The organism is Rhodococcus sp. 1168 (assembly GCF_002091955.1).
Classification (GTDB): Bacteria; Actinomycetota; Actinomycetes; order Mycobacteriales; family Mycobacteriaceae; genus Rhodococcoides.
In genome coordinates this window covers 142,004-159,983 of sequence record NZ_MKKY01000091.1, presented here as the reverse complement: position 1 = coordinate 159,983, position 17,980 = coordinate 142,004, and the positions used below count along the sequence as shown (strand labels likewise).

General features: G+C 62.5%; 18 protein-coding genes. 16 read left to right on the top strand and 2 right to left on the bottom strand.

The genetic code is table 11. The annotated features are described in order from the left end of the window. The 13 genes from murC to BJI47_RS21440 all read left to right on the top strand — a co-directional run bounded on the left by murC (position 1) and on the right by BJI47_RS21440 (position 13,878). Entirely contained in the window at positions 1–1,485 is a 1,485-nt protein-coding gene (murC, locus tag BJI47_RS21500; protein WP_088945888.1) for a UDP-N-acetylmuramate--L-alanine ligase, read from the top strand. 122 nt (positions 1,486–1,607) lie between these two features. Further along, positions 1,608–2,354, top strand: a complete 747-nt coding sequence (locus BJI47_RS21495; RefSeq protein WP_254900733.1) for a cell division protein FtsQ/DivIB — start codon at positions 1,608–1,610, stop codon at positions 2,352–2,354. Between the two features lie 193 nt (positions 2,355–2,547). Then, positions 2,548–3,780 carry a cell division protein FtsZ gene (gene ftsZ / locus BJI47_RS21490; RefSeq protein ID WP_088945616.1) on the top strand — a complete coding sequence of 411 codons (1,233 nt, stop codon included), beginning with the start codon at positions 2,548–2,550 and terminating at the stop codon, positions 3,778–3,780. Between the two features lie 46 nt (positions 3,781–3,826). Continuing rightward, positions 3,827–4,546, top strand: a complete 720-nt coding sequence (pgeF, locus tag BJI47_RS21485; RefSeq protein WP_217808579.1) for a peptidoglycan editing factor PgeF — start codon at positions 3,827–3,829, stop codon at positions 4,544–4,546. 8 nt (positions 4,547–4,554) lie between these two features. After that, positions 4,555–5,322 carry a YggS family pyridoxal phosphate-dependent enzyme gene (locus BJI47_RS21480; protein ID WP_088945614.1) on the top strand — a complete coding sequence of 256 codons (768 nt, stop codon included), beginning with the start codon at positions 4,555–4,557 and terminating at the stop codon, positions 5,320–5,322. Positions 5,323–5,407: 85 nt separating this feature from the next. Continuing rightward, positions 5,408–6,079 carry a cell division protein SepF gene (locus BJI47_RS21475; RefSeq protein ID WP_088945613.1) on the top strand — a complete coding sequence of 224 codons (672 nt, stop codon included), beginning with the start codon at positions 5,408–5,410 and terminating at the stop codon, positions 6,077–6,079. Between the two features lie 101 nt (positions 6,080–6,180). Beyond that, positions 6,181–6,468, top strand: a complete 288-nt coding sequence (locus tag BJI47_RS21470; protein WP_084346610.1) for a YggT family protein — start codon at positions 6,181–6,183, stop codon at positions 6,466–6,468. A 160-nt stretch (positions 6,469–6,628) separates the two neighbouring features. Next, positions 6,629–7,492, top strand: coding sequence for a DivIVA domain-containing protein (locus BJI47_RS21465; RefSeq protein ID WP_088945612.1), 864 nt, complete (start codon positions 6,629–6,631; stop codon positions 7,490–7,492). Between the two features lie 84 nt (positions 7,493–7,576). After that, entirely contained in the window at positions 7,577–7,765 is a 189-nt protein-coding gene (locus BJI47_RS21460) for a hypothetical protein (protein WP_088945611.1), read from the top strand. Between the two features lie 284 nt (positions 7,766–8,049). After that, a complete protein-coding gene (gene ileS / locus BJI47_RS21455) occupies positions 8,050–11,184 on the top strand; it encodes an isoleucine--tRNA ligase (RefSeq protein WP_088945887.1) in 3,135 nt (1,044 codons plus the stop codon). After that, positions 11,181–11,828 carry a peptide deformylase gene (locus tag BJI47_RS21450; protein ID WP_088945610.1) on the top strand — a complete coding sequence of 216 codons (648 nt, stop codon included), beginning with the start codon at positions 11,181–11,183 and terminating at the stop codon, positions 11,826–11,828. The genes ileS and BJI47_RS21450 overlap by 4 nt, the downstream gene beginning before the upstream one ends. 58 nt (positions 11,829–11,886) lie before the next feature. Next, on the top strand, positions 11,887–13,224 hold the full coding sequence (locus BJI47_RS21445; protein ID WP_088945609.1) for a DNA polymerase IV: 1,338 nt from the start codon (positions 11,887–11,889) through the stop codon (positions 13,222–13,224). A gap of 144 nt (positions 13,225–13,368) precedes the next feature. After that, positions 13,369–13,878: a hypothetical protein gene (locus tag BJI47_RS21440; protein ID WP_088945886.1), complete on the top strand. Its 510-nt coding sequence runs from the start codon at positions 13,369–13,371 to the stop codon at positions 13,876–13,878. Between the two features lie 108 nt (positions 13,879–13,986). On the opposite strand, the gene BJI47_RS21435 is transcribed toward BJI47_RS21440, so the two are convergent. Continuing rightward, positions 13,987–14,736, bottom strand: coding sequence for a hypothetical protein (locus BJI47_RS21435; RefSeq protein ID WP_254900732.1), 750 nt, complete (start codon positions 14,734–14,736; stop codon positions 13,987–13,989). Next, positions 14,733–15,659, bottom strand: a complete 927-nt coding sequence (locus BJI47_RS21430; protein WP_368655915.1) for a hypothetical protein — start codon at positions 15,657–15,659, stop codon at positions 14,733–14,735. Before BJI47_RS21430 ends, BJI47_RS21435 begins: the two co-directional genes overlap by 4 nt. A 228-nt stretch (positions 15,660–15,887) precedes the next feature. Between BJI47_RS21430 and lspA the strand changes: the two genes are divergently transcribed. From lspA to BJI47_RS21415, 3 genes are read left to right on the top strand one after another with little or no spacing between them, the layout of a single operon-like run. Continuing rightward, a complete protein-coding gene (lspA, locus tag BJI47_RS21425) occupies positions 15,888–16,391 on the top strand; it encodes a signal peptidase II (protein ID WP_254900763.1) in 504 nt (167 codons plus the stop codon). Beyond that, on the top strand, positions 16,388–17,314 hold the full coding sequence (locus BJI47_RS21420) for an RluA family pseudouridine synthase (protein ID WP_088945607.1): 927 nt from the start codon (positions 16,388–16,390) through the stop codon (positions 17,312–17,314). The genes lspA and BJI47_RS21420 overlap by 4 nt, the downstream gene beginning before the upstream one ends. Next, on the top strand, positions 17,311–17,976 hold the full coding sequence (locus BJI47_RS21415) for a hypothetical protein (RefSeq protein ID WP_088945606.1): 666 nt from the start codon (positions 17,311–17,313) through the stop codon (positions 17,974–17,976). Before BJI47_RS21420 ends, BJI47_RS21415 begins: the two co-directional genes overlap by 4 nt. The last annotated feature ends 4 nt before the right edge of the window (positions 17,977–17,980 follow it).

Sequence of the window (17,980 nt, the reverse complement as noted above, 5' to 3'; positions counted from 1 at the left end):
ATGTCCGAGCTTCCAGCCGAGCTCGCGAGAGTGCACATGGTCGGCATCGGCGGTGCCGGTATGTCGGGCATTGCACGTATTCTGCTGGCTCGCGGTGGCCAGGTCTCCGGGTCGGATGCCAAGGAGAGCCGCGGTGTTCTTGCGCTTCGGGCACGTGGTGCCCAAGTCCGAGTCGGGCACGACAGTTCCGCTTTGGACATGCTGCCGGGTGGACCCACCGTCGTCGTCACGACGCTCGCCGCGATTCCGAAAGACAATCCCGAACTCGTCGCTGCCGAGGAACGTGGTATCCCGATCGTGCTGCGGCCTGCCGTGTTGTCCTCGTTGATGGACGGGTATCGCGCCCTGCTGGTGTCCGGGACCCATGGAAAGACCTCTACGACGTCGATGCTCGTGGTTGCGTTGCAGCACTGCGGATTCGACCCCTCCTTCGCCGTCGGTGGTGAGCTCAACGAGTCCGGCACCAATGCGCACCACGGCAGTGGCGACGTATTCGTAGCGGAAGCCGATGAGAGCGACGGGTCCCTGCTGCAGTACAGCCCGAACGTCGTGATCGTCACCAATATCGAGGCCGATCATCTCGACTACTTCGGCACGACCGAGGCCTACGTGCAGGTCTTCGACGATTTCGCGGCCTTGCTCGAGCCAGGCGGTGTGTTGGTCGCCTGCATGGACGACCCGGGGTCCGCCGCACTCGCTCAGCGAATCCATGCACGCGCACTGCCAGGGGTTCGGGTGCTCGGTTATGGATCGGCGAACGTCGATACGGGCGAGGTCGAGATGGCGGTCCGGCTTCTGAGTTGGGAACCCGAGGACGTCGGGGGTGTGGCCCAATTGTTGGTCGAGGGTGAGCTGAAACCGCGGACGTTGCGACTGGGGGTTCCCGGACGTCACACAGCGCTCAATGCTCTTGCCGCGTTCAGCGCAGGGTGTCAGGTAGGGGCCGGGGTCGACGAACTACTGGCCGGTCTCGCCGGTTTCGGTGGCGTTCATCGCCGGTTCCAGCTCCGTGGGCGCGAACACGGTGTTCGCGTCTTCGACGACTATGCGCACCACCCGACGGAGGTTCGTGCGGTGCTGACTGCGGCACAGCAACTCGTCGCTGGAGTCGCAGGCCCAGACGAGCGTGGACGGGTGATCGTGGTCTTCCAACCGCACCTGTATTCGCGGACCGAAACTTTCGCTTCCGAGTTCGGTACGGCGTTGAGCCATGCCGACGAGGTGGTCGTACTCGATGTGTACGGCGCACGCGAAGAACCGCTCCCCGGGGTTACGGGTGCTCTGGTGGCAGCGGCGGTGACCGTTCCGGTCAACTATCAGCCGGATCTATCTTTGGTGGCCAAGCAGGTTGCCGCGCTGACCGCCCCCGGAGACGTGGTCATCACCATGGGCGCAGGCGATGTCACAATGTTGGCCGGACCCATTCTCGATGCGTTGCGGTCGAAAACCGACTTCAGGATCGGGCAAGGTCGGGCATCGGAGTGACCGGGCGGCCCGAGCGGGGGAGTCGGCGCCGGAGTACCAAGCCTGATCGCACGTCCAAGGCAAGACCGAAGTCCGTGGTGACACCGAAAAATGCCGAATCCACCGGAAGGTCTACAGCTGGTGTGACTTCGGCGGCGGCATCGCACGAGGCGAAGGATCGCGAGCGCAGGCGTGAGGCTCGAGAAGCGGAACGTCTCCGACTCTCGCGGTCGCGTCGCAAGTTCGGACTGATCTCGGCGGTGGTGGTGGCTGTGATCGTGGCGGGATTTGCCATGGTTTACCTCACCCCGGTGTTGTCGGTCCGCAAGATCGAGATCACCGGAAATGTGACGGTGTCCGAGCCAGAGATCGTCGACGACCTCGACATCCTGCTGGGGGAGAAGCTCGTTCAAGTCGATGTTGGATCAGCTGCGCAGCGTGTCGCGGCGATCCCGGCAGTGGCGTCGGTGCGCGTTCAACGGAAGTATCCGTCGACCGTGCGGGTGACGGTGACCGAACGCGTTCCTATGGTGTTCGTGGATGAATCCGATGGAACTCACCTGTTGGACAAGGATGGCGTCGACTTTGCGGTCGGTCCGCCCCCGCCGGGAGTCGTGCGGTTGGTGACCGATGAACCCGGTCCAGGGGACGCGGCTACGACAAGCGGACTGGCCGTGCTGGATTCGATGCCCGACGCTCTGCGTAGTCAAGTCGGTGAGGTTCGCGCGTCCTCGATATCGGAGGTGTCCCTCTCGTTGTTGGACGGGAGGACGCTCGTGTGGGGCAGTAGTGACAATTCGGAGCGCAAATCTGCTGTGGCGCTTACATTGTTGTCTCAGCCTGGACAGGTTTTGGATGTATCGAGCCCTGATCTGCCCACCATCAAGTAGCTGTTCGAGTGACCGACAGGTACGGTCTGATGCAAATTCTTTTCGCGGTGCCCGGCGCGCCTAATGGCAGAAGGTTGCACCGATCAATAGCGTTCATCAAGTCGAGTACTTGACATAACTCTAAGCCTATGGTTCAGGTTGAGACTTTCCTGTACCCGGCAGTCCAGACAACAACCACGGAAGGCGAGAGCCCATGACGCCCCCGCACAACTACCTCGCCGTAATCAAGGTCGTCGGCATCGGCGGCGGCGGCGTTAACGCGGTCAACCGAATGATCGAACAAGGACTCAAGGGAGTCGAGTTCATCGCGGTCAACACCGATGCTCAAGCACTTCTCATGAGCGACGCCGACGTCAAACTCGATGTAGGTCGCGAGCTGACTCGCGGACTCGGTGCCGGAGCGGACCCCGAAGTGGGTCGCCGCGCGGCAGACGATCACAAAGACGAGATCGAAGAGGTCCTCAAGGGGGCCGACATGGTTTTCGTCACCGCAGGTGAAGGCGGTGGCACCGGTACCGGTGGCGCGCCCGTCGTCGCCAATATCGCTCGCAAACTCGGCGCTCTGACTGTCGGAGTCGTCACGCGACCGTTCTCGTTCGAGGGCAAGCGTCGCGGCGGCCAGGCCGATACCGGAATTCAGCAGCTTCGTGAATCCTGCGACACGCTGATAGTGATCCCCAATGATCGTCTACTGCAGTTGGGGGATGCGGCCGTCAGTTTGATGGACGCATTCCGAAGTGCGGACGAAGTACTGCTCAACGGCGTCCAGGGAATCACCGACCTCATCACGACTCCAGGGTTGATCAACGTCGACTTTGCAGATGTGAAGGGTGTGATGTCCGGCGCCGGTAGTGCGCTGATGGGAATCGGATCCTCGCGTGGTGAGGGCCGGGCTATCAAGGCGGCGGAATCTGCCATCAACTCGCCGTTGCTCGAAGCGTCGATGGAAGGCGCCCGAGGCGTACTGCTTTCGATCGCCGGCGGGTCCGACCTGGGCCTGTTCGAGATCAACGAGGCTGCGTCGCTGGTACAGGAAGCCGCTCACATCGACGCCAACATCATCTTCGGCACAGTCATCGACGACTCGCTTGGTGACGAGGTGCGAGTCACCGTGATCGCCGCTGGTTTCGACGGTGGCACGCCGACTCGTCGACCCGTGGAAGCTGCGCCCGCAAATACGCGCGGAACCGTCGGCTCGGCTCGATCCGGCGAAGTGTCCTCCTCGAGGCCTTCGGATTCGACCAGTTCGGCCGGAGTCTTTCGTGATTCCGCGGGCGCTCCGAGTGGAAGTAGCCTTCCGCCGCTGCCGAATACGGAATCACGCAATGCCTCGCCGAACAGCGTGCCGGGGACTGGGCGACGTGTCCCCGTGTCCGAAGAAGAGGGCGAAGACGAGGTAGACGTACCGTCGTTCATGCGTCGTTGATCCGAGCATCCCGAGAGGGATCGCACCGACCGAGAGGAATGTCGCGCTGAACGGCAGAGTCCGCAGGGTTACCACCACCAGAGCAGGTGGGGTGTCGGCCCCGCCGTTCGACACTTTCAACCTCGGCGACCATGTGGGCGATGCTACGGCTGCCGTTTCGGCAAACCGTGAACGACTCGGCCGGGAACTGGGCCTGGGTGTCGACCGCTTGGTGTGGATGGAGCAGGTTCATGGTAGGACCGTCACGGTGGTGGACGGTCCGGTCTCCGAGCCCGTGCCGGTCACCGACGCGCTCGTGACGACCGTTCGCAGACTCGGCCTGGTGGTCCTGACTGCAGATTGCGTTCCGCTTCTGTTGTCCGACGACGAGGCGGGGGTGATCGCCGCGGTCCATGCAGGGCGCGTAGGTGCCCGCATCGGCATCGTGCCCAAGGTGCTCGAGGCGATGGTGTCGCTAGGGGCGGACCTGGCACGTGTGGGTGCTTTTCTGGGTCCGGCAGCAGGTGGCCGCCAGTACGAAGTACCTGCGCATATGCGGGCCGATGTCGAGCGACATCTACCTGGCAGTGCAACCACAACGGTTCGTAATACGCCAGGCCTCGATATCCGGGCCGGAATTCGTAGGCAACTCGAGGATTCCGGTGTAACGGCGGTGATGGTCGACCCTCGGTGCACCATCGAGGACAGAACCCTGTTCAGTCATCGGCGAGAAGCGCCGACCGGCAGGTTTGCCAGCGTGATCTGGATGGATACCGAGCCTGCTTGACTGGTGCTATGAATATCGCAAGTGACAGAGCCGTAGAGATAGAGAACGCACTGTCGTCGGTGCGTGATCGGCTGCGGGCGGCGTGTGTCTCCGCCGGCCGCGCCGAAAAGGACGTGACCCTGCTTCCGGTGACCAAGTTCTTCCCCTCGAGCGACGTCGCAATTCTCTATCGACTGGGCTGCCGTGAGTTCGGTGAGTCGCGGGAGCAGGAAGCAACGGTCAAGGCGCAGGAAACGGCGGAGCACTTCGCCGACTCTCCCGCGAAATGGCACATGATCGGGCATCTGCAGAGAAACAAGGCGAAGTCGGTCGCGAAGTGGGCCTATTCGATCCATTCGGTGGACAGTGCGCGGTTAATTCAGGCGCTTCAGAACGCTGTGCATCGAGCGCTGGGGGAGGGCGAGCGGTCCACCCGACTCAGGGTGCTCATTCAGGTGAGTCTCGACGGAGACGTTCATCGGGCTGGTATCGAACGTGATCAACTGGACGACCTCGTCGACCTCGTTGCATCGTCCGAGGATCTCTCGCTTGCGGGTTTGATGGCGGTCCCGCCGATCGAAGCCGACCCCGATAGATCCTTCGCCGATCTCGCCGATCTGCACCGGCGTGTCCTCGTCGATCATCCAGACGCTGTCGAACTGTCTGCGGGCATGACCGGCGACCTGGAAGCGGCTGTGCGACACGGATCGACGTGCGTGCGTGTCGGTACCGCAATACTCGGTTCGCGGCCGATAACCTCGCCAGTAGAGTCCACGAATCACATCAGTCACAACTGACCCAATGTGAACCTGGAGACGACACGCTGAACACCCGCCCGGGAGTGAAGCCCGAATGGCCAGTTTTGAAGGAAGGCAAGGATCGATGAGCACCCTGCACAAGTTCAAGGCGTACTTCGGCATGGTTCCACTCGCGGACTACGAAGACGACTACCTCGACGAACCTGATATGCATCGGGCTTCGCGAGGGCGCGACCCATACGCCGAAGCCGATGAGCGTGGTGACCGTGAATTCGGCGGCCCCAGCTTCACGTCTCGTCGGTCGACGCATTCCACTCTGGACGACGCCGAAGACTACGACGACTTCGAGGCGCCGCGCCAGGCTCCGACTTTGGCACCGATCGGGGGCAGAAGTTCACGGGGCGCATCAGGTGGTGGTGCGCGGACGTCGGCGACTCGGGGAAACCTCGCCGTCGATACCAGGATGGATGTTCGTGCCGAGACTCGTCGGAGCCCGATCGTCGACGACGGAGGCCCCTTGTCCAAGATCACCACGTTGCAGCCACGCGACTACAGCGAGGCGCGCACCATCGGTGAGCGCTTTCGCGACGGCACTCCCGTCATCATGGATCTCGTCGAGATGAGCAATGCCGATGCGAAGCGGTTGGTGGACTTCGCAGCGGGACTGGCGTTCGCACTGCGCGGTTCCTTCGACAAGGTCGCGACAAAGGTGTTTCTTCTCTCGCCTGCTGATGTCGACGTATCTCCTCAGGAGCGTCGCCGGATCGCCGAAACCGGCTTCTACAGTCAGCAATGAGTCGGACGAGTTGTGCGATAAGTCCGCGGCTCGATCGAGCGTCGGGGGTCTCTGACCTGGTCGCTTTGATCGAGCCGCTTTTTTCGGGCACAGTATGAGACGTGGCCTTGTTTGCGGTTCTCTATTTCGTTCTTTTCATGTTCTGGCTGCTTCTCATCGGCCGCATCATCGTCGAATTCATCAGAACGTTCGCCCGCGACTGGCGTCCCACTGGAATTGTGGTGATATTGCTGGAAGCGATTTTTACGGTGACCGACCCGCCGGTCAAGCTGCTTCGCAGACTGATACCGCCGGTGAATCTCGGCGGAGTTCGACTCGACTTGTCGATCATGGTGCTGCTCTTCGGGGTATTCATCCTGATGACTGTCGTGAGAGGGCTGGGATCGTAGGGTTCGATACATTGGTACAAGACTTCGGGGACGCGGGCGACCAGCGCGACCGATGTGACAGAATGGACGCCAGTTACAGTTTGATTGTTCCGGACCGTATGGAATGGGATATAACTGAATGCTTGCTCTACCGCCTCAAGACGCGTGAAGGGATCCTTCCATGCCGCTGACTCCAGCTGATGTGCACAATGTCGCGTTCAGTAAGCCGCCGATCGGAAAGCGCGGCTACAACGAAGACGAGGTAGATGCATTCCTCGATCTCGTCGAGCAAGAGCTGTCGCGATTGATCGAAGAGAATGCTGATCTGCGCCAGCGAGTGGGCGAGCTCGATCAGGAGCTCTCCGACTCCAAGAGTTCCGCGCGCCAGTCCGGCTCCGGCCAATCTGCACCCGTTCAGCAGAAGGTGCCAGAGCCGCAGCGACCTCCGGAGCCGCAACGCCCGGTCGAGCCACCCAAGCCTGCACCTGTGGTGGCCCCAGCTCCGGCTCCTGTCGTGTCGCAAAGCGCCGATTCCAACATGCAGGCGGCCAAGATCCTGGGCCTCGCTCAGGAAATGGCAGATCGCCTGACGAGTGATGCGAAAACCGAGTCGGAGCAGTTGCTCGGCAACGCGCGGACCAACGCCGAGCGCCTCGTCACCGATGCGCGTACGCGTTCGGAGGCAATGGTCACGGACGCTCGTCAGAAGTCCGAGTCGCTGTTGTCGGATGCGCAGACACGGTCGGAGACACAGCTCAGGCAGGCAAAGGAGAAGGCCGACGCACTGCAGGCCGATGCCGAACGCAAGCACACCGAGATCATGGCGACGATCAATGAGCAGCGATCTGTCCTGGAAGGACGTATCGAGCAGCTCAAGACGTTCGAGCGCGAGTACCGGGTCCGTCTCAAGTCGTACCTGGAATCGCAGCTCGAAGAGCTGGAGAATCGCTCCTCGGCCCTGCCTGTGGACAATGGCAAGGACAGCTTCAACCAAGAGGGCAAGTCCTCCGGATACAGCCAGTCATACGCCAAGGGCAACAACTAAAAATTGTTGACTTCACGCATGGCGCGCGACGGCTCGCTCCGGACCTGACGATCGCTTGCCGGCGCATCCGGAACGAGGTGTGTTGTGCTTGTACTGACGCTGTGTGCGGCGGCAGCGGGGTTTGCCTTGCTGGTGACTGCTTTGATGACCGGCTCGGTGATCTGGGCTTGGGGTTGTATCGCAGTGTGCGTACTGGGTGCGGTTCTGTTGCTGGTGGGCGCATTGACCGGTAGGAAGGTTCCTCCCGATCATTCGGCCCCGCCCAAGCGTTAGTTCGTGAGCTGCAGCTGGTCTGGAAGTTCGATCGAAAGAAGTCAGGCGTTGATCCGGCAATCACCGGGGAGTCTTCGGAAGAACGACAAGCCCTCACGGGCTTGCTCAGTAGAACCGAACGGGTGGGCCCGTTACAGCCCGTGTGAGTGGCATCGGATCGTTCCTGTGCGGGCGAATCCGGTGCAAACGGGGTGGTACCGCGGTACCGACGTAAAGACACGTCGGACATCGTCCCCGTGCCGACTACGTTCCGCTCACACGAGCGGAGGGCACGAGGAGTCACCATGACCGACGATCACACATCGACACGCGATTCCTACCCGCTTGTCGACATCTACGGCACGAAAGCCGGCAGCGTATCGTTCCCCGATCTCGAGAAGAAGGTTCTCGACGCCTGGGCTGCCGATGGAACCTTCCGCGCCAGCGTGGACAACCGAGAGGGCGCCGAAGAGTTCGTCTTCTACGACGGACCTCCGTTCGCCAACGGATTGCCGCACTACGGCCACCTTCTGACCGGATATGTCAAGGATCTCGTACCTCGCTTCCAGACGATGCGAGGTATGAAGGTCGAGCGGCGATTCGGCTGGGACTGTCATGGGTTGCCGGCTGAACTCGAAGCCGAGAAGCAGCTCGGGATCAAGGACAAGTCCGAGATCGACGAGATGGGTTTGGCGAAGTTCAACGCGTATTGCAAGCAGTCGGTCCTGCAGTACACCGACGAATGGCGCGACTACGTGACCCGTCAGGCGCGCTGGGTCGACTTCGACAACGACTACAAGACCCTCGACCTCGACTTCATGGAGTCGGTGATGTGGGCGTTCAAGACGCTTCACGACAAAGGGCTCATCTACCAGGGCTTCCGAGTTCTTCCGTACTCCTGGTACGAGCAGACGCCCTTGTCGAACCAGGAGACGCGCCTCGACGACGCATACAAGATGCGTCAGGATCCGGCCGTCACCGTCCGAATGGCACTCTCCGCGCCGGGTTCGCCACTCGACGGGGCCGACGCATTGATCTGGACGACGACACCGTGGACGATCCCGTCGAATCTCGCGATGGCGGTGCGTCCGGACATCGAGTACGTACAGGTCGAGGACGGAGAATGCGGACGCGTCGTACTCGCTCGTGATCGTGTGGCTCATTACGCCCGGGAGCTGGGGGAGAACCCGACGGTGTTGTCCGAGCACACCGGTGCCGATCTCGTCGGGCTGAAGTACACGCCTCCGTTCGACTTTTTCATCGGACATCCCAACTCGCATCGCGTACTGTCCGCCGACTACGTGACTACCGATTCCGGTACCGGAATCGTGCACTTGGCGCCCGCGTTCGGTGAAGAGGACATGGACGTTGCGACGGCCAATGGTATCGAGGTGGTGCAACCGCTCGATCCGGGTGGAAAGTTCACCTCGATGGTGCCGCCGTACGAGGGCCTGATGGTGTTCGATGCGAACCCCGTCATCATCAAGGATCTGAAGGCATCGGGACGGTTGCTGCGTCACGAGACGATCGAGCACTCCTACCCGCATAGTTGGCGGAGTGGTCAGCCGCTCATCTACATGGCGGTTCCGTCGTGGTTCGTGGCGGTGACCAAGTTCCGCGATCGCATGGTCGAGTTGAACCAGGAGATCACGTGGGTCCCCGAACATATCAAGGACGGGCAGTTCGGTAAGTGGCTCGCGGGTGCACGTGACTGGAACATCAGCCGAAACCGTTACTGGGGCAGTCCTATTCCGGTGTGGACCTCGGACGATCCGGCGTATCCGAGGCTCGACGTCTATGGCAGCCTCGATGATCTCGAGCGCGATTTCGGGGTGCGCCCGACCGATCTTCATCGTCCTTACATCGACGATCTGACGCGGCCGAATCCCGATGACCCGACCGGCAACTCGACCATGCGGCGCGTTCCGGAGGTATTGGACTGCTGGTTCGAGTCCGGTTCGATGCCGTACGCGCAGGTGCACTTTCCGTTCGAGAACGAGGAGTGGTTCGCCACTCACAACCCCGGCGATTTCATCGTCGAGTACAACGGTCAGACGCGTGGATGGTTTTACACGCTGCATGTGTTGGCGACGGCGCTGTTCGATAGGCCTGCCTTCAAAACTGTTGCAGCACACGGGATCGTCCTCGGTGACGACGGCTTGAAGATGAGCAAGTCCAAGGGGAACTATCCGGATGTGAAGGAAGTGTTCGACAGGGACGGCTCCGATGCCATGCGGTGGTTCCTGATGTCTTCTCCGATCCTTCGAGGCGGAAATCTCGTTGTGACCGAGCAGGGTATCCGCGAGGGCGTTCGTCAGGCCTTGCTGCCGATCTGGAACGCGTGGAGCTTCTTGCAGTTGTACGCGGACAAGCCGGGCACGTGGCGTACTGATTCGCCGCACGTTCTCGATCGGTACGTGCTTGCGAAGCTGGCTGCGACTCGCGATGCGATCACCGATGCGTTGGAGGGCAACGACATCGCAGGTGCGTGCGACGAACTCCGCGTATTCTGCGATGCTTTGACCAATTGGTATGTGCGACGTTCGCGTTCGAGGTTCTGGAGTGAGAACGTCGATGCAATCGACACGCTCCACACAGTGCTGGAAGTTCTGACGCGGATCGCGGCTCCGCTTCTGCCGTTGATCAGTGAAGTCGTCTGGCGTGGCCTTACCGGCGGGCGTTCGGTGCATCTGATGGATTGGCCCGACGCGGGTGAGCTGCCGTCGGATCCTGAACTCGTCGATTCCATGGACGAGGTTCGAACCATCTGCTCCACCGTGCTCGGTCTACGCAAGGCGCAGAATCTTCGCGTGCGCTTGCCGCTGCCCGAGGTCACCGTCGCTGCCGAGAACGCGGAGCGGTTGCGTCCATACGCCGACATCATCGCGGACGAGGTCAATGTCAAGAAGGTGGATCTGACCGACGACGTCGCTGTGCACGGCAAGTTCGAACTCGTCGTCAACGCTCGTGCGGCAGGCCCTCGCATCGGTAAGGACGTTCAGAAGGTCATCAAGGCCGTCAAGGCCGGTGAATGGTCCGAGGACGCGAACGGTGTCGTCAGCGCCGCGGGCATCGAGTTGTTGTCCTCCGAGTACACCCGCAAATTGGTTGCTGCCGAACCTGATTCGACGGCTGCGTTGCCCGGAAACGCAGGACTGGTCGTGCTCGACTCGAATGTCACAGCCGAACTCGAAGCCGAGGGTTGGGCGAAGGATCGCATCCGTGAATTCCAGGATGCGCGCCGTAACCTCGGGCTGGAGGTGTCGGATCGAATCGATATCGTCGTCGAGGTGCCGGCTGATCGACGCGACTGGCTCGACACCCACCGGGAACTCATCAAGGGTGAGGTCCTTGCGCTTACCTTGGTAAATGGGGATCCGGGCCCGGACGCGATCGAGTTGGGCGAGGGCGTGCGCGCGTTGGTGAGCCGGGCGCGATGACGGCAGCCGCATCGATGGAAGACGCTGTCCGCGAGATTCTCTCCTCGGCTCGCGGTGGCGTCGTCCCGATCATGGTCGTCGGTGAACCGGTGCTTCGGGCTTCGGCCGCGCCGTTGATCGATCAACTCGAGGTCCGAACACTCGAGCGGCTCGTCGAGGTCATGCGGGCGACGATGCACGATGCGCCGGGGGTGGGATTGGCTGCTCCGCAGATCGGTATTCCGCTGCGGATAGCGGTGATCGAGGACATGTACGAGGTGGACCCGGAGATGGCGGAGGCGCGCGAGCGCACCCCGCTGCCGTTTCGTGTTGTCGTCAATCCCACGTACACCGCTATCGGGGATGCTCGACGCTCGTTCTTCGAGGGGTGTCTGTCGGTCCCCGGGTATCAAGCAGTCGTTTCGCGTCCTGCTGCCGTTCGGCTCGAATGTCTCGATTCGAACGGCAGGGAGATCGACGAGGTATTTCGCGGGTGGCCGGCACGGATCGTGGCGCATGAGACCGATCACCTCGACGGCACGGTATATATCGACAAAGCCGTCACCAGGTCACTGGCCGCGAACGAGGCCTACGGCGAACTGTGGCGCGATCCGTCACCAGAGCGGGCGGCAGCGTCGTTGGGCTTCGAGCTCAGCCAAGAGTGAGAGACCGGCCGGGGGAGAGAGCGTTGGAGTGTCGTGATCCGCGCGGGGTTCATCGCTCATGACGGATTCTCGCAGCGCGCGATGGGTCCTGCATCTCGACATGGATGCGTTCTTTGCATCTGTCGAGCAGCTGACCCGTCCCACGTTGCGGGGTAGGCCGGTCCTGGTCGGTGGTGCCGGTGGGCGCGGGGTCGTTGCCGGATGCAGTTATGAAGCGCGAGTTTTCGGTGCTCGCTCGGCCATGCCCATGCATCAGGCACGACGGCTCGTCGGGGGAGGTGCCGTCGTGTTGCCGCCCCGAGGTTCCTTGTATCAGGCGCTCAGTCGCCGAGTGTTCGACGCTCTACGTACTCCGATGCCGATCTTGGAACAGTTGTCGATGGACGAGGCGTTCGGGGAGCCGTCCGAGCTTGCGGGCGCGACGTCGGCAGAGGTACTCGACTTCTGCGAGTCACTGAGGACTCTGGTGCGGGCGGAAACCGGCTTGGTGGCGTCGATCGGCGCGGGTACCGGAAAACAGATTGCGAAAATTGCATCCGGTCTCGCCAAGCCGGATGGTGTCAAGGTCGTCACTCCGCACGAGCAGACGGAGTTGATGGCGGCCTTACCCGTACGCAAGCTGTGGGGGATAGGTCCGGTGGCGGAGGAGAAGCTTCGCAGGCTCGGGATCGACACGATCGGCACCTTCGTCTCCACTTCGGAATCGGAGGTTGCCTCGATTCTCGGGGCGACGGTCGGACCGAGCTTGCACCGACTTGCGCGTGGAGTCGACGATCGCGCTGTGGCCGAGCGAGCCGAAGCGAAGCAGGTCAGCGCCGAAACTACGTTCGCACATGATCTGGTGACGTTGGCCCAGCTGCGCGCCGCGGTGGAATCGAGTGGCGACGCCGCCCACCGCAGGTTGTGCAAGGACGGCCGAGGCGCTCGAACTGTCGTCCTGAAATTACGTAAAGCAGACATGAGTATCCTTACGCGCTCGGTGACCCTTCCATACGCAACCGTCGACAAGCAGACGATCGTTGCCGCGGCCCAGCGACTGGTGCTCGACCCGGTGGAACTGGGCCCTATTCGCTTGGTAGGAGTGGGTTTGGCCGGGTTGTCGACCGTGCAGCAGGGCTCGCTGTTTCCTGAACTCGACTACCACGCGGACGATGTGCTCGACGATGCGAGGACCACACCGGACCCGGTGTCTGTCGCGACGGAACCGAGCCCGAGGTGGTATCCCGGGATGGATGTAAGGCATCCTGACTACGGACACGGATGGGTACAGGGGGCAGGCCATTCCGTGGTGACTGTTCGTTTCGAGACCCGATCTTCCGGACCGGGCAGGGCCCGCACCTTTACCGAGGGGGATGAGATGCTCCGCCTAGCGGATGCGCTCGACAGTCTCCGATGACGCGATTTCCTACCGGTCGGTACCCGAATCTGGCCGTGCGAGATTTCGGATGGCATAGTGGGGCACCCGAGACGAACTATGACAAGTTGAACCCGCAGTGATCGACAGTGATCGCTGGCGATCAGAGTGAAAAGGAACAAGCACTTGAAGCTTCGTAACACCCGCAAGGCCATGGTCGCAGGCATCGCGATCGCCGCAGCGTTCACGATGACAGCGTGCGGATCGGACGATGGCAGCGACAACGCAACCACCACCACTGCCAAGACATCTTCCGCTTCAGCAGCACCCGACGCGAGCAGCGACTACCCGCCGGTTCCGACGCCGGAGGAACTCAACGCGGAACTGCGTCGCGGGCTCGACCCTGCCGTCCCGGTGGAGGAGAAGGCCGAACTCATCCAGGGTGCAGAGGCCGATCCCGACCTCATCAACCAGGTCGCGGCCGCCGCTGTGGCGAACGGTGCTGACATTCAGCTCACCAGTGTCGACGACTTGGGTGACGGCACGCTCAACGCAGGCGCAACGCTGACCATCAACGGTCAGGCCAACCCCGGCAACTTCACCTTCGTCGCCGAAGACGGAAAGTGGAAGCTGTCCAAGGACAACGCGTGTGGCCTGGTGCAGCTCGCGCAGCTGTCATCTCCCGCGTGCGCTTGATCTCGTAGCACCCGATCGGATAAATGCCGGTGTCGTCCCACGCGGGACGGCACCGGCATTTGCGTGTCCGGGATGAGGTGCCCGAAGAGGTATCGCGCACGCGTCGTCTCATACGCCTCGGTCGGCGCCTCTGATCCGATCCACCGCCGTCGTGGCCAGCTCTGTCATCAGCGCTGGATCGAAGGCTTCCTGTCCGGTCCCGACAAGTTGCACGACCGTTGAATCGACCACGGCAACCACGACGTCCGATACCAGTGTGTAACCGCCACTGTCGATGGTCAGGCGCACCGAGATCGACGCGTCGCCGATGGTGTTCTGCTCGCGACCTTCGAGTCGATAGTCGACGCGCACCCCATCCGCATCGGTTCCGGAGTACTCGGTGCACTCCGCGAAAGTGTTTTGAAGTGCAGTGAAGGCCTCTGCTGCCCCGCGGCCGGGGAAGCTCGCCGCGTCCTCGTCCAATGAGGAGAAGTTCGGACCCGAGTAGCGCACGTCGGCCCCAGCGGATGCGCCGGGCAGCTGTTGCTCGATCGGTGCGACTACGTTGCCGCAGGCTTGCGGATCGGTGCCCGAGCGGTCCGGTGCGTCGTACTCGGGCGCCGGATCCATACCGAGATCTCGGACCGGGTCGGGAATCGGGGCAAACCCGTCGGGAAGTAGATCCATGGTGAGCATCGCCGACTGTAGCGCCGCCGAATCGGTGATCGGTGATCCCAACAAGGGATCGGGTGCGGCGACAACCGGGCCGAGTGTGACCTTCGGTGCGTCATCGGGCGCGGTATCGGACCCACCGCAGGCAGCGGCCGACAACGCCGTCGCGGCGGCCAGAGCAGTGAGCAGCAGTGGACGCGAGATCATGGCGTGGTCCATCGAACGGTGTCGCTGATGTCCTGACGCAGCACGGTCGATCCTTCGGGGTCGCTGTACTGCTGTTTGCCACCGACCGTGACCTCACCCGACAACGGAAGTGGTTTGCCTGCGTCGACCTCGAGGGTTCCCGTTCCCGTCATGGTGTAGGAATCGATGGCCAGCGAGCCAGCGTCTTCGGGCAGCTCCAGCGTGGTCGACTCGGGTGTCTGTTCGATCCGCAGGTCGATGGTCAGGCGGTCGCCGTCCCGTGATCTCAGCGTTGCGGTCGTCACCTGGTTCAGCGTCACTCCGCTGATGACCTGCTGTTCTACGGTCCACACTGCGCCGACGCCGATCTCGGCCTCCGGATACGAGACCGACCTGTACACGGCCTGGTTCAGCGCCTGTTCGATAGCCGCACGCGCTGAATCCTGTGTCTCGTCCGACGGAGTGATCCTCAGCGCGGTGATCGCCCCGGTATCGGTCATGGTCAAGCCGGCAGCCGAACCTTCCGCAGGCGCCAACGCGTCGGTGAGTCGTTGATCTGCCGACGTCGCCGTGCCGACGCGAAGGTTCACCGTGTCGGAGGAGTTCATGTCTGTCGCGGTCAACGGCAGGGTGAGCTCTGGAGTAGAGAAGTCCTGCACTGCCTGATCGTCGATCTGCTGAGTCACCGCCGAACGGGTGGAGAGTTGAACCGTCTGATCACCGCTGCGCACGGACCTGACGGTCGATCGTGGTTCCGCACCCGGGTCCAACAGAGTTGTCGTCACCGGAGTGACGGGCAGCGAAACGCCGGAGGTAGGGGACGGGCTCGTTGCCGACGACATGTCCTCCCCGGAGGAGGTGCACGCCGTCATGAGAGTGGCGATTGCGGCGACGGCGGCAAGTCCGCGTAGACGTCGTACGGAGGTTTCGGAAGTCGAGATCACGGCACCCAGATTACGGACATGGCGCCCGCGAGAGTGGTCGCCGCCGGTCCGGATGCGTGGTGCGAGGTCTCGATGCGACATGATGGGGGTGTGAGTGAAGACCGCCCTACCGATCCGACCAGCCCCGACAGTACTGCCGACAAGCCCGACTCTGCGCAGACAGGCGCGCATATCCCTGCGGAATCGACGAAGTCGGAAGGCGTGCCCGACAAGCCGCTGCGGACCCGGATGCTGGTTGTGATCGCGTTCGTCGTGCTCGCTTTCGACCTCGCAACCAAGATCGCCGTTGTCCATTGGGTTTCGCCGGGCAGACCGGTCGAGATTTTCGGTGACGTCGTCACCTTGCGCCTGGTGCGTAACCCTGGCGCCGCGTTCTCCATGGCAACCGGCATGACCTGGTTGCTCACCATCGTGGCGGTGTGCGTCGTGATCGGCGTGATTCGGATCGGACGGACGTTGCGTTCGCCGTGGTGGGCCCTCGGCCTCGGCCTCGTTCTCGGTGGTGCGCTCGGAAACCTCATCGATCGCTTCTTTCGTTCCCCAGGGCCGTTGCAAGGGCATGTGGTCGATTTCGTGTCGGTGGGGTGGTGGCCGGTGTTCAACGTCGCCGACTCCTCGATCGTGTGCGGCGCAATTCTTCTGGTCGTGTTGAGCCTGTTCGGGCTCGAACCGAACGGTCGGCGTACCGAGTCGAAGAAAAACGTCACAGCGACGACGGCAGTGGAGAAATGAGAGAATCGCGTTCGATGCCGGTTCCCGACGGACTCGACGGCATGCGTGTCGATGCCGGCGTCTCTCGGTTGCTCGGCTTCTCCAGGACCGTGGTGGCCACGCTCGCGGAAGAGGGCTCGGTGGTTGTCGACGGCGCCAAGGTCGGTAAATCCGACCGCTTGTCGGCAGGCACGTGGCTCGAGGTCGAACTGCCTGAGCCGGCCCGCGAGTTGACGGTCGTGGCGCAGCCGGTCCCGGGAATGGCCATTCTCTACGCCGACGACGATATCGTCGCGGTGGACAAGCCGGTCGGAGTGGCTGCGCATGCAAGCGTCGGCTGGACCGGACCTACCGTGATCGGTGGGCTGGCCGCCGCAGGGTACCGAATCTCGACGTCCGGGTCGCACGAGCGACAGGGCATCGTGCATCGTCTCGACGTCGGTACCTCGGGTGTGATGATGGTTGCCACGTCCGAGCGCGCGTACACAGTTCTCAAGCGCGCGTTCAAGGAGCGCACCATCTCCAAGCGGTATCACGCTCTGGTGCAAGGACATCCGGACCCGAGCAGCGGGACGATCGATGCTCCGATCGGGCGTCACGGTAGCAACGATTGGAAGTTCGCGGTACGTGCCGACGGCAAAGCCAGTGTGACGCACTACGACACGATCGAGGCTTTTCAGGCTGCGAGCTTGTTGGACGTGCACCTCGAGACCGGTCGCACTCATCAGATTCGGGTGCATTTCTCGGCGCTCCGGCATCCTTGCTGTGGCGACCTGACGTACGGTGCGGACCCGAAACTCGCAGCACGGCTCGGGCTCGAGCGTCAGTGGCTGCACGCCAAGTCATTGGGGTTCACACACCCATCCGACGGCCGGTGGGTCGAGATCGAAAGCGAGTATCCCGCTGATCTTCAGCACGCGCTGGAGGTATTGCGCAAGGCATGAGACGGTTCGGCGGGGCACTCGAGTCTGGAGTATTGCTGGCAGTCGCGGTGGGACTGCTCTGGTTGGTCGGGGCGATGAATCCGCTTCCTCGCCCCGGGGTGAACACCGATCGACTCGGGCCGGACAACGGCGAGATGGTGTCGGATTACCTCGACATGGCGCGGGGGACCCTGCGAGGTGTCGATGACGACAATCCGCGTTGGGCTCTCGTTTCTTTCGATACGCCGCTTTCCCCGCAGCGGCTGGTCGCAGTTGCCGACGGTGAGCGGATTGCGCGGGTGCTTCTGCGAGTACCGATGGACCGCGTGCAAAGCCAGGTGATCGACATCGGTGTTGCGGGGAGCGAGCAATCGGTGCTGGGGGCCGAAAGCGTCGCGGCGTCGCGGCTCGGGATGAGCGCCGGGCAGTGGGACCGTCAATCTCAGATCGACGCCGCATCGGCCGCGCGGCTCGGCTCCGGCTGCGATTGTGTCGTCGGCGCGGTACTCCGTGCCACTCCGCCGGCGTTGCTTTCCATCGAGAACACCGAGGGAGTACGCGCGGTCGAAGCGCTGCCTGCCGACGCGATTGCCGGGCGCTTCGCGGTGCGTGTGCTGCTTCCCGAATTCATTTCCGCCGTGGGGCCCCTTCCTGACGACGGGCCCGTACCCCCGCCAAGATGATGGC

What these genes read in the sequence shown, in the direction of transcription:
- BJI47_RS21480 (WP_088945614.1), top strand. Translation starts at nt 4,555, where the DNA reads ATGAATATCGCAAGTGACAGAGCCGTAGAGATAGAGAACGCACTGTCG.
- BJI47_RS21475 (WP_088945613.1), top strand. Translation starts at nt 5,408, where the DNA reads ATGAGCACCCTGCACAAGTTCAAGGCGTACTTCGGCATGGTTCCACTC.
- BJI47_RS21420 (WP_088945607.1), top strand. Translation starts at nt 16,388, where the DNA reads ATGAGAGAATCGCGTTCGATGCCGGTTCCCGACGGACTCGACGGCATG.
- lspA (WP_254900763.1), top strand. Translation starts at nt 15,888, where the DNA reads ATGCTGGTTGTGATCGCGTTCGTCGTGCTCGCTTTCGACCTCGCAACC.
- BJI47_RS21450 (WP_088945610.1), top strand. Translation starts at nt 11,181, where the DNA reads ATGACGGCAGCCGCATCGATGGAAGACGCTGTCCGCGAGATTCTCTCC.
- BJI47_RS21445 (WP_088945609.1), top strand. Translation starts at nt 11,887, where the DNA reads ATGACGGATTCTCGCAGCGCGCGATGGGTCCTGCATCTCGACATGGAT.
- ftsZ (WP_088945616.1), top strand. Translation starts at nt 2,548, where the DNA reads ATGACGCCCCCGCACAACTACCTCGCCGTAATCAAGGTCGTCGGCATC.
- murC (WP_088945888.1), top strand. Translation starts at nt 1, where the DNA reads ATGTCCGAGCTTCCAGCCGAGCTCGCGAGAGTGCACATGGTCGGCATC.
- BJI47_RS21465 (WP_088945612.1), top strand. Translation starts at nt 6,629, where the DNA reads ATGCCGCTGACTCCAGCTGATGTGCACAATGTCGCGTTCAGTAAGCCG.
- BJI47_RS21435 (WP_254900732.1), bottom strand. Translation starts at nt 14,736, where the DNA reads ATGATCTCGCGTCCACTGCTGCTCACTGCTCTGGCCGCCGCGACGGCG.
- ileS (WP_088945887.1), top strand. Translation starts at nt 8,050, where the DNA reads ATGACCGACGATCACACATCGACACGCGATTCCTACCCGCTTGTCGAC.
- BJI47_RS21415 (WP_088945606.1), top strand. Translation starts at nt 17,311, where the DNA reads ATGAGACGGTTCGGCGGGGCACTCGAGTCTGGAGTATTGCTGGCAGTC.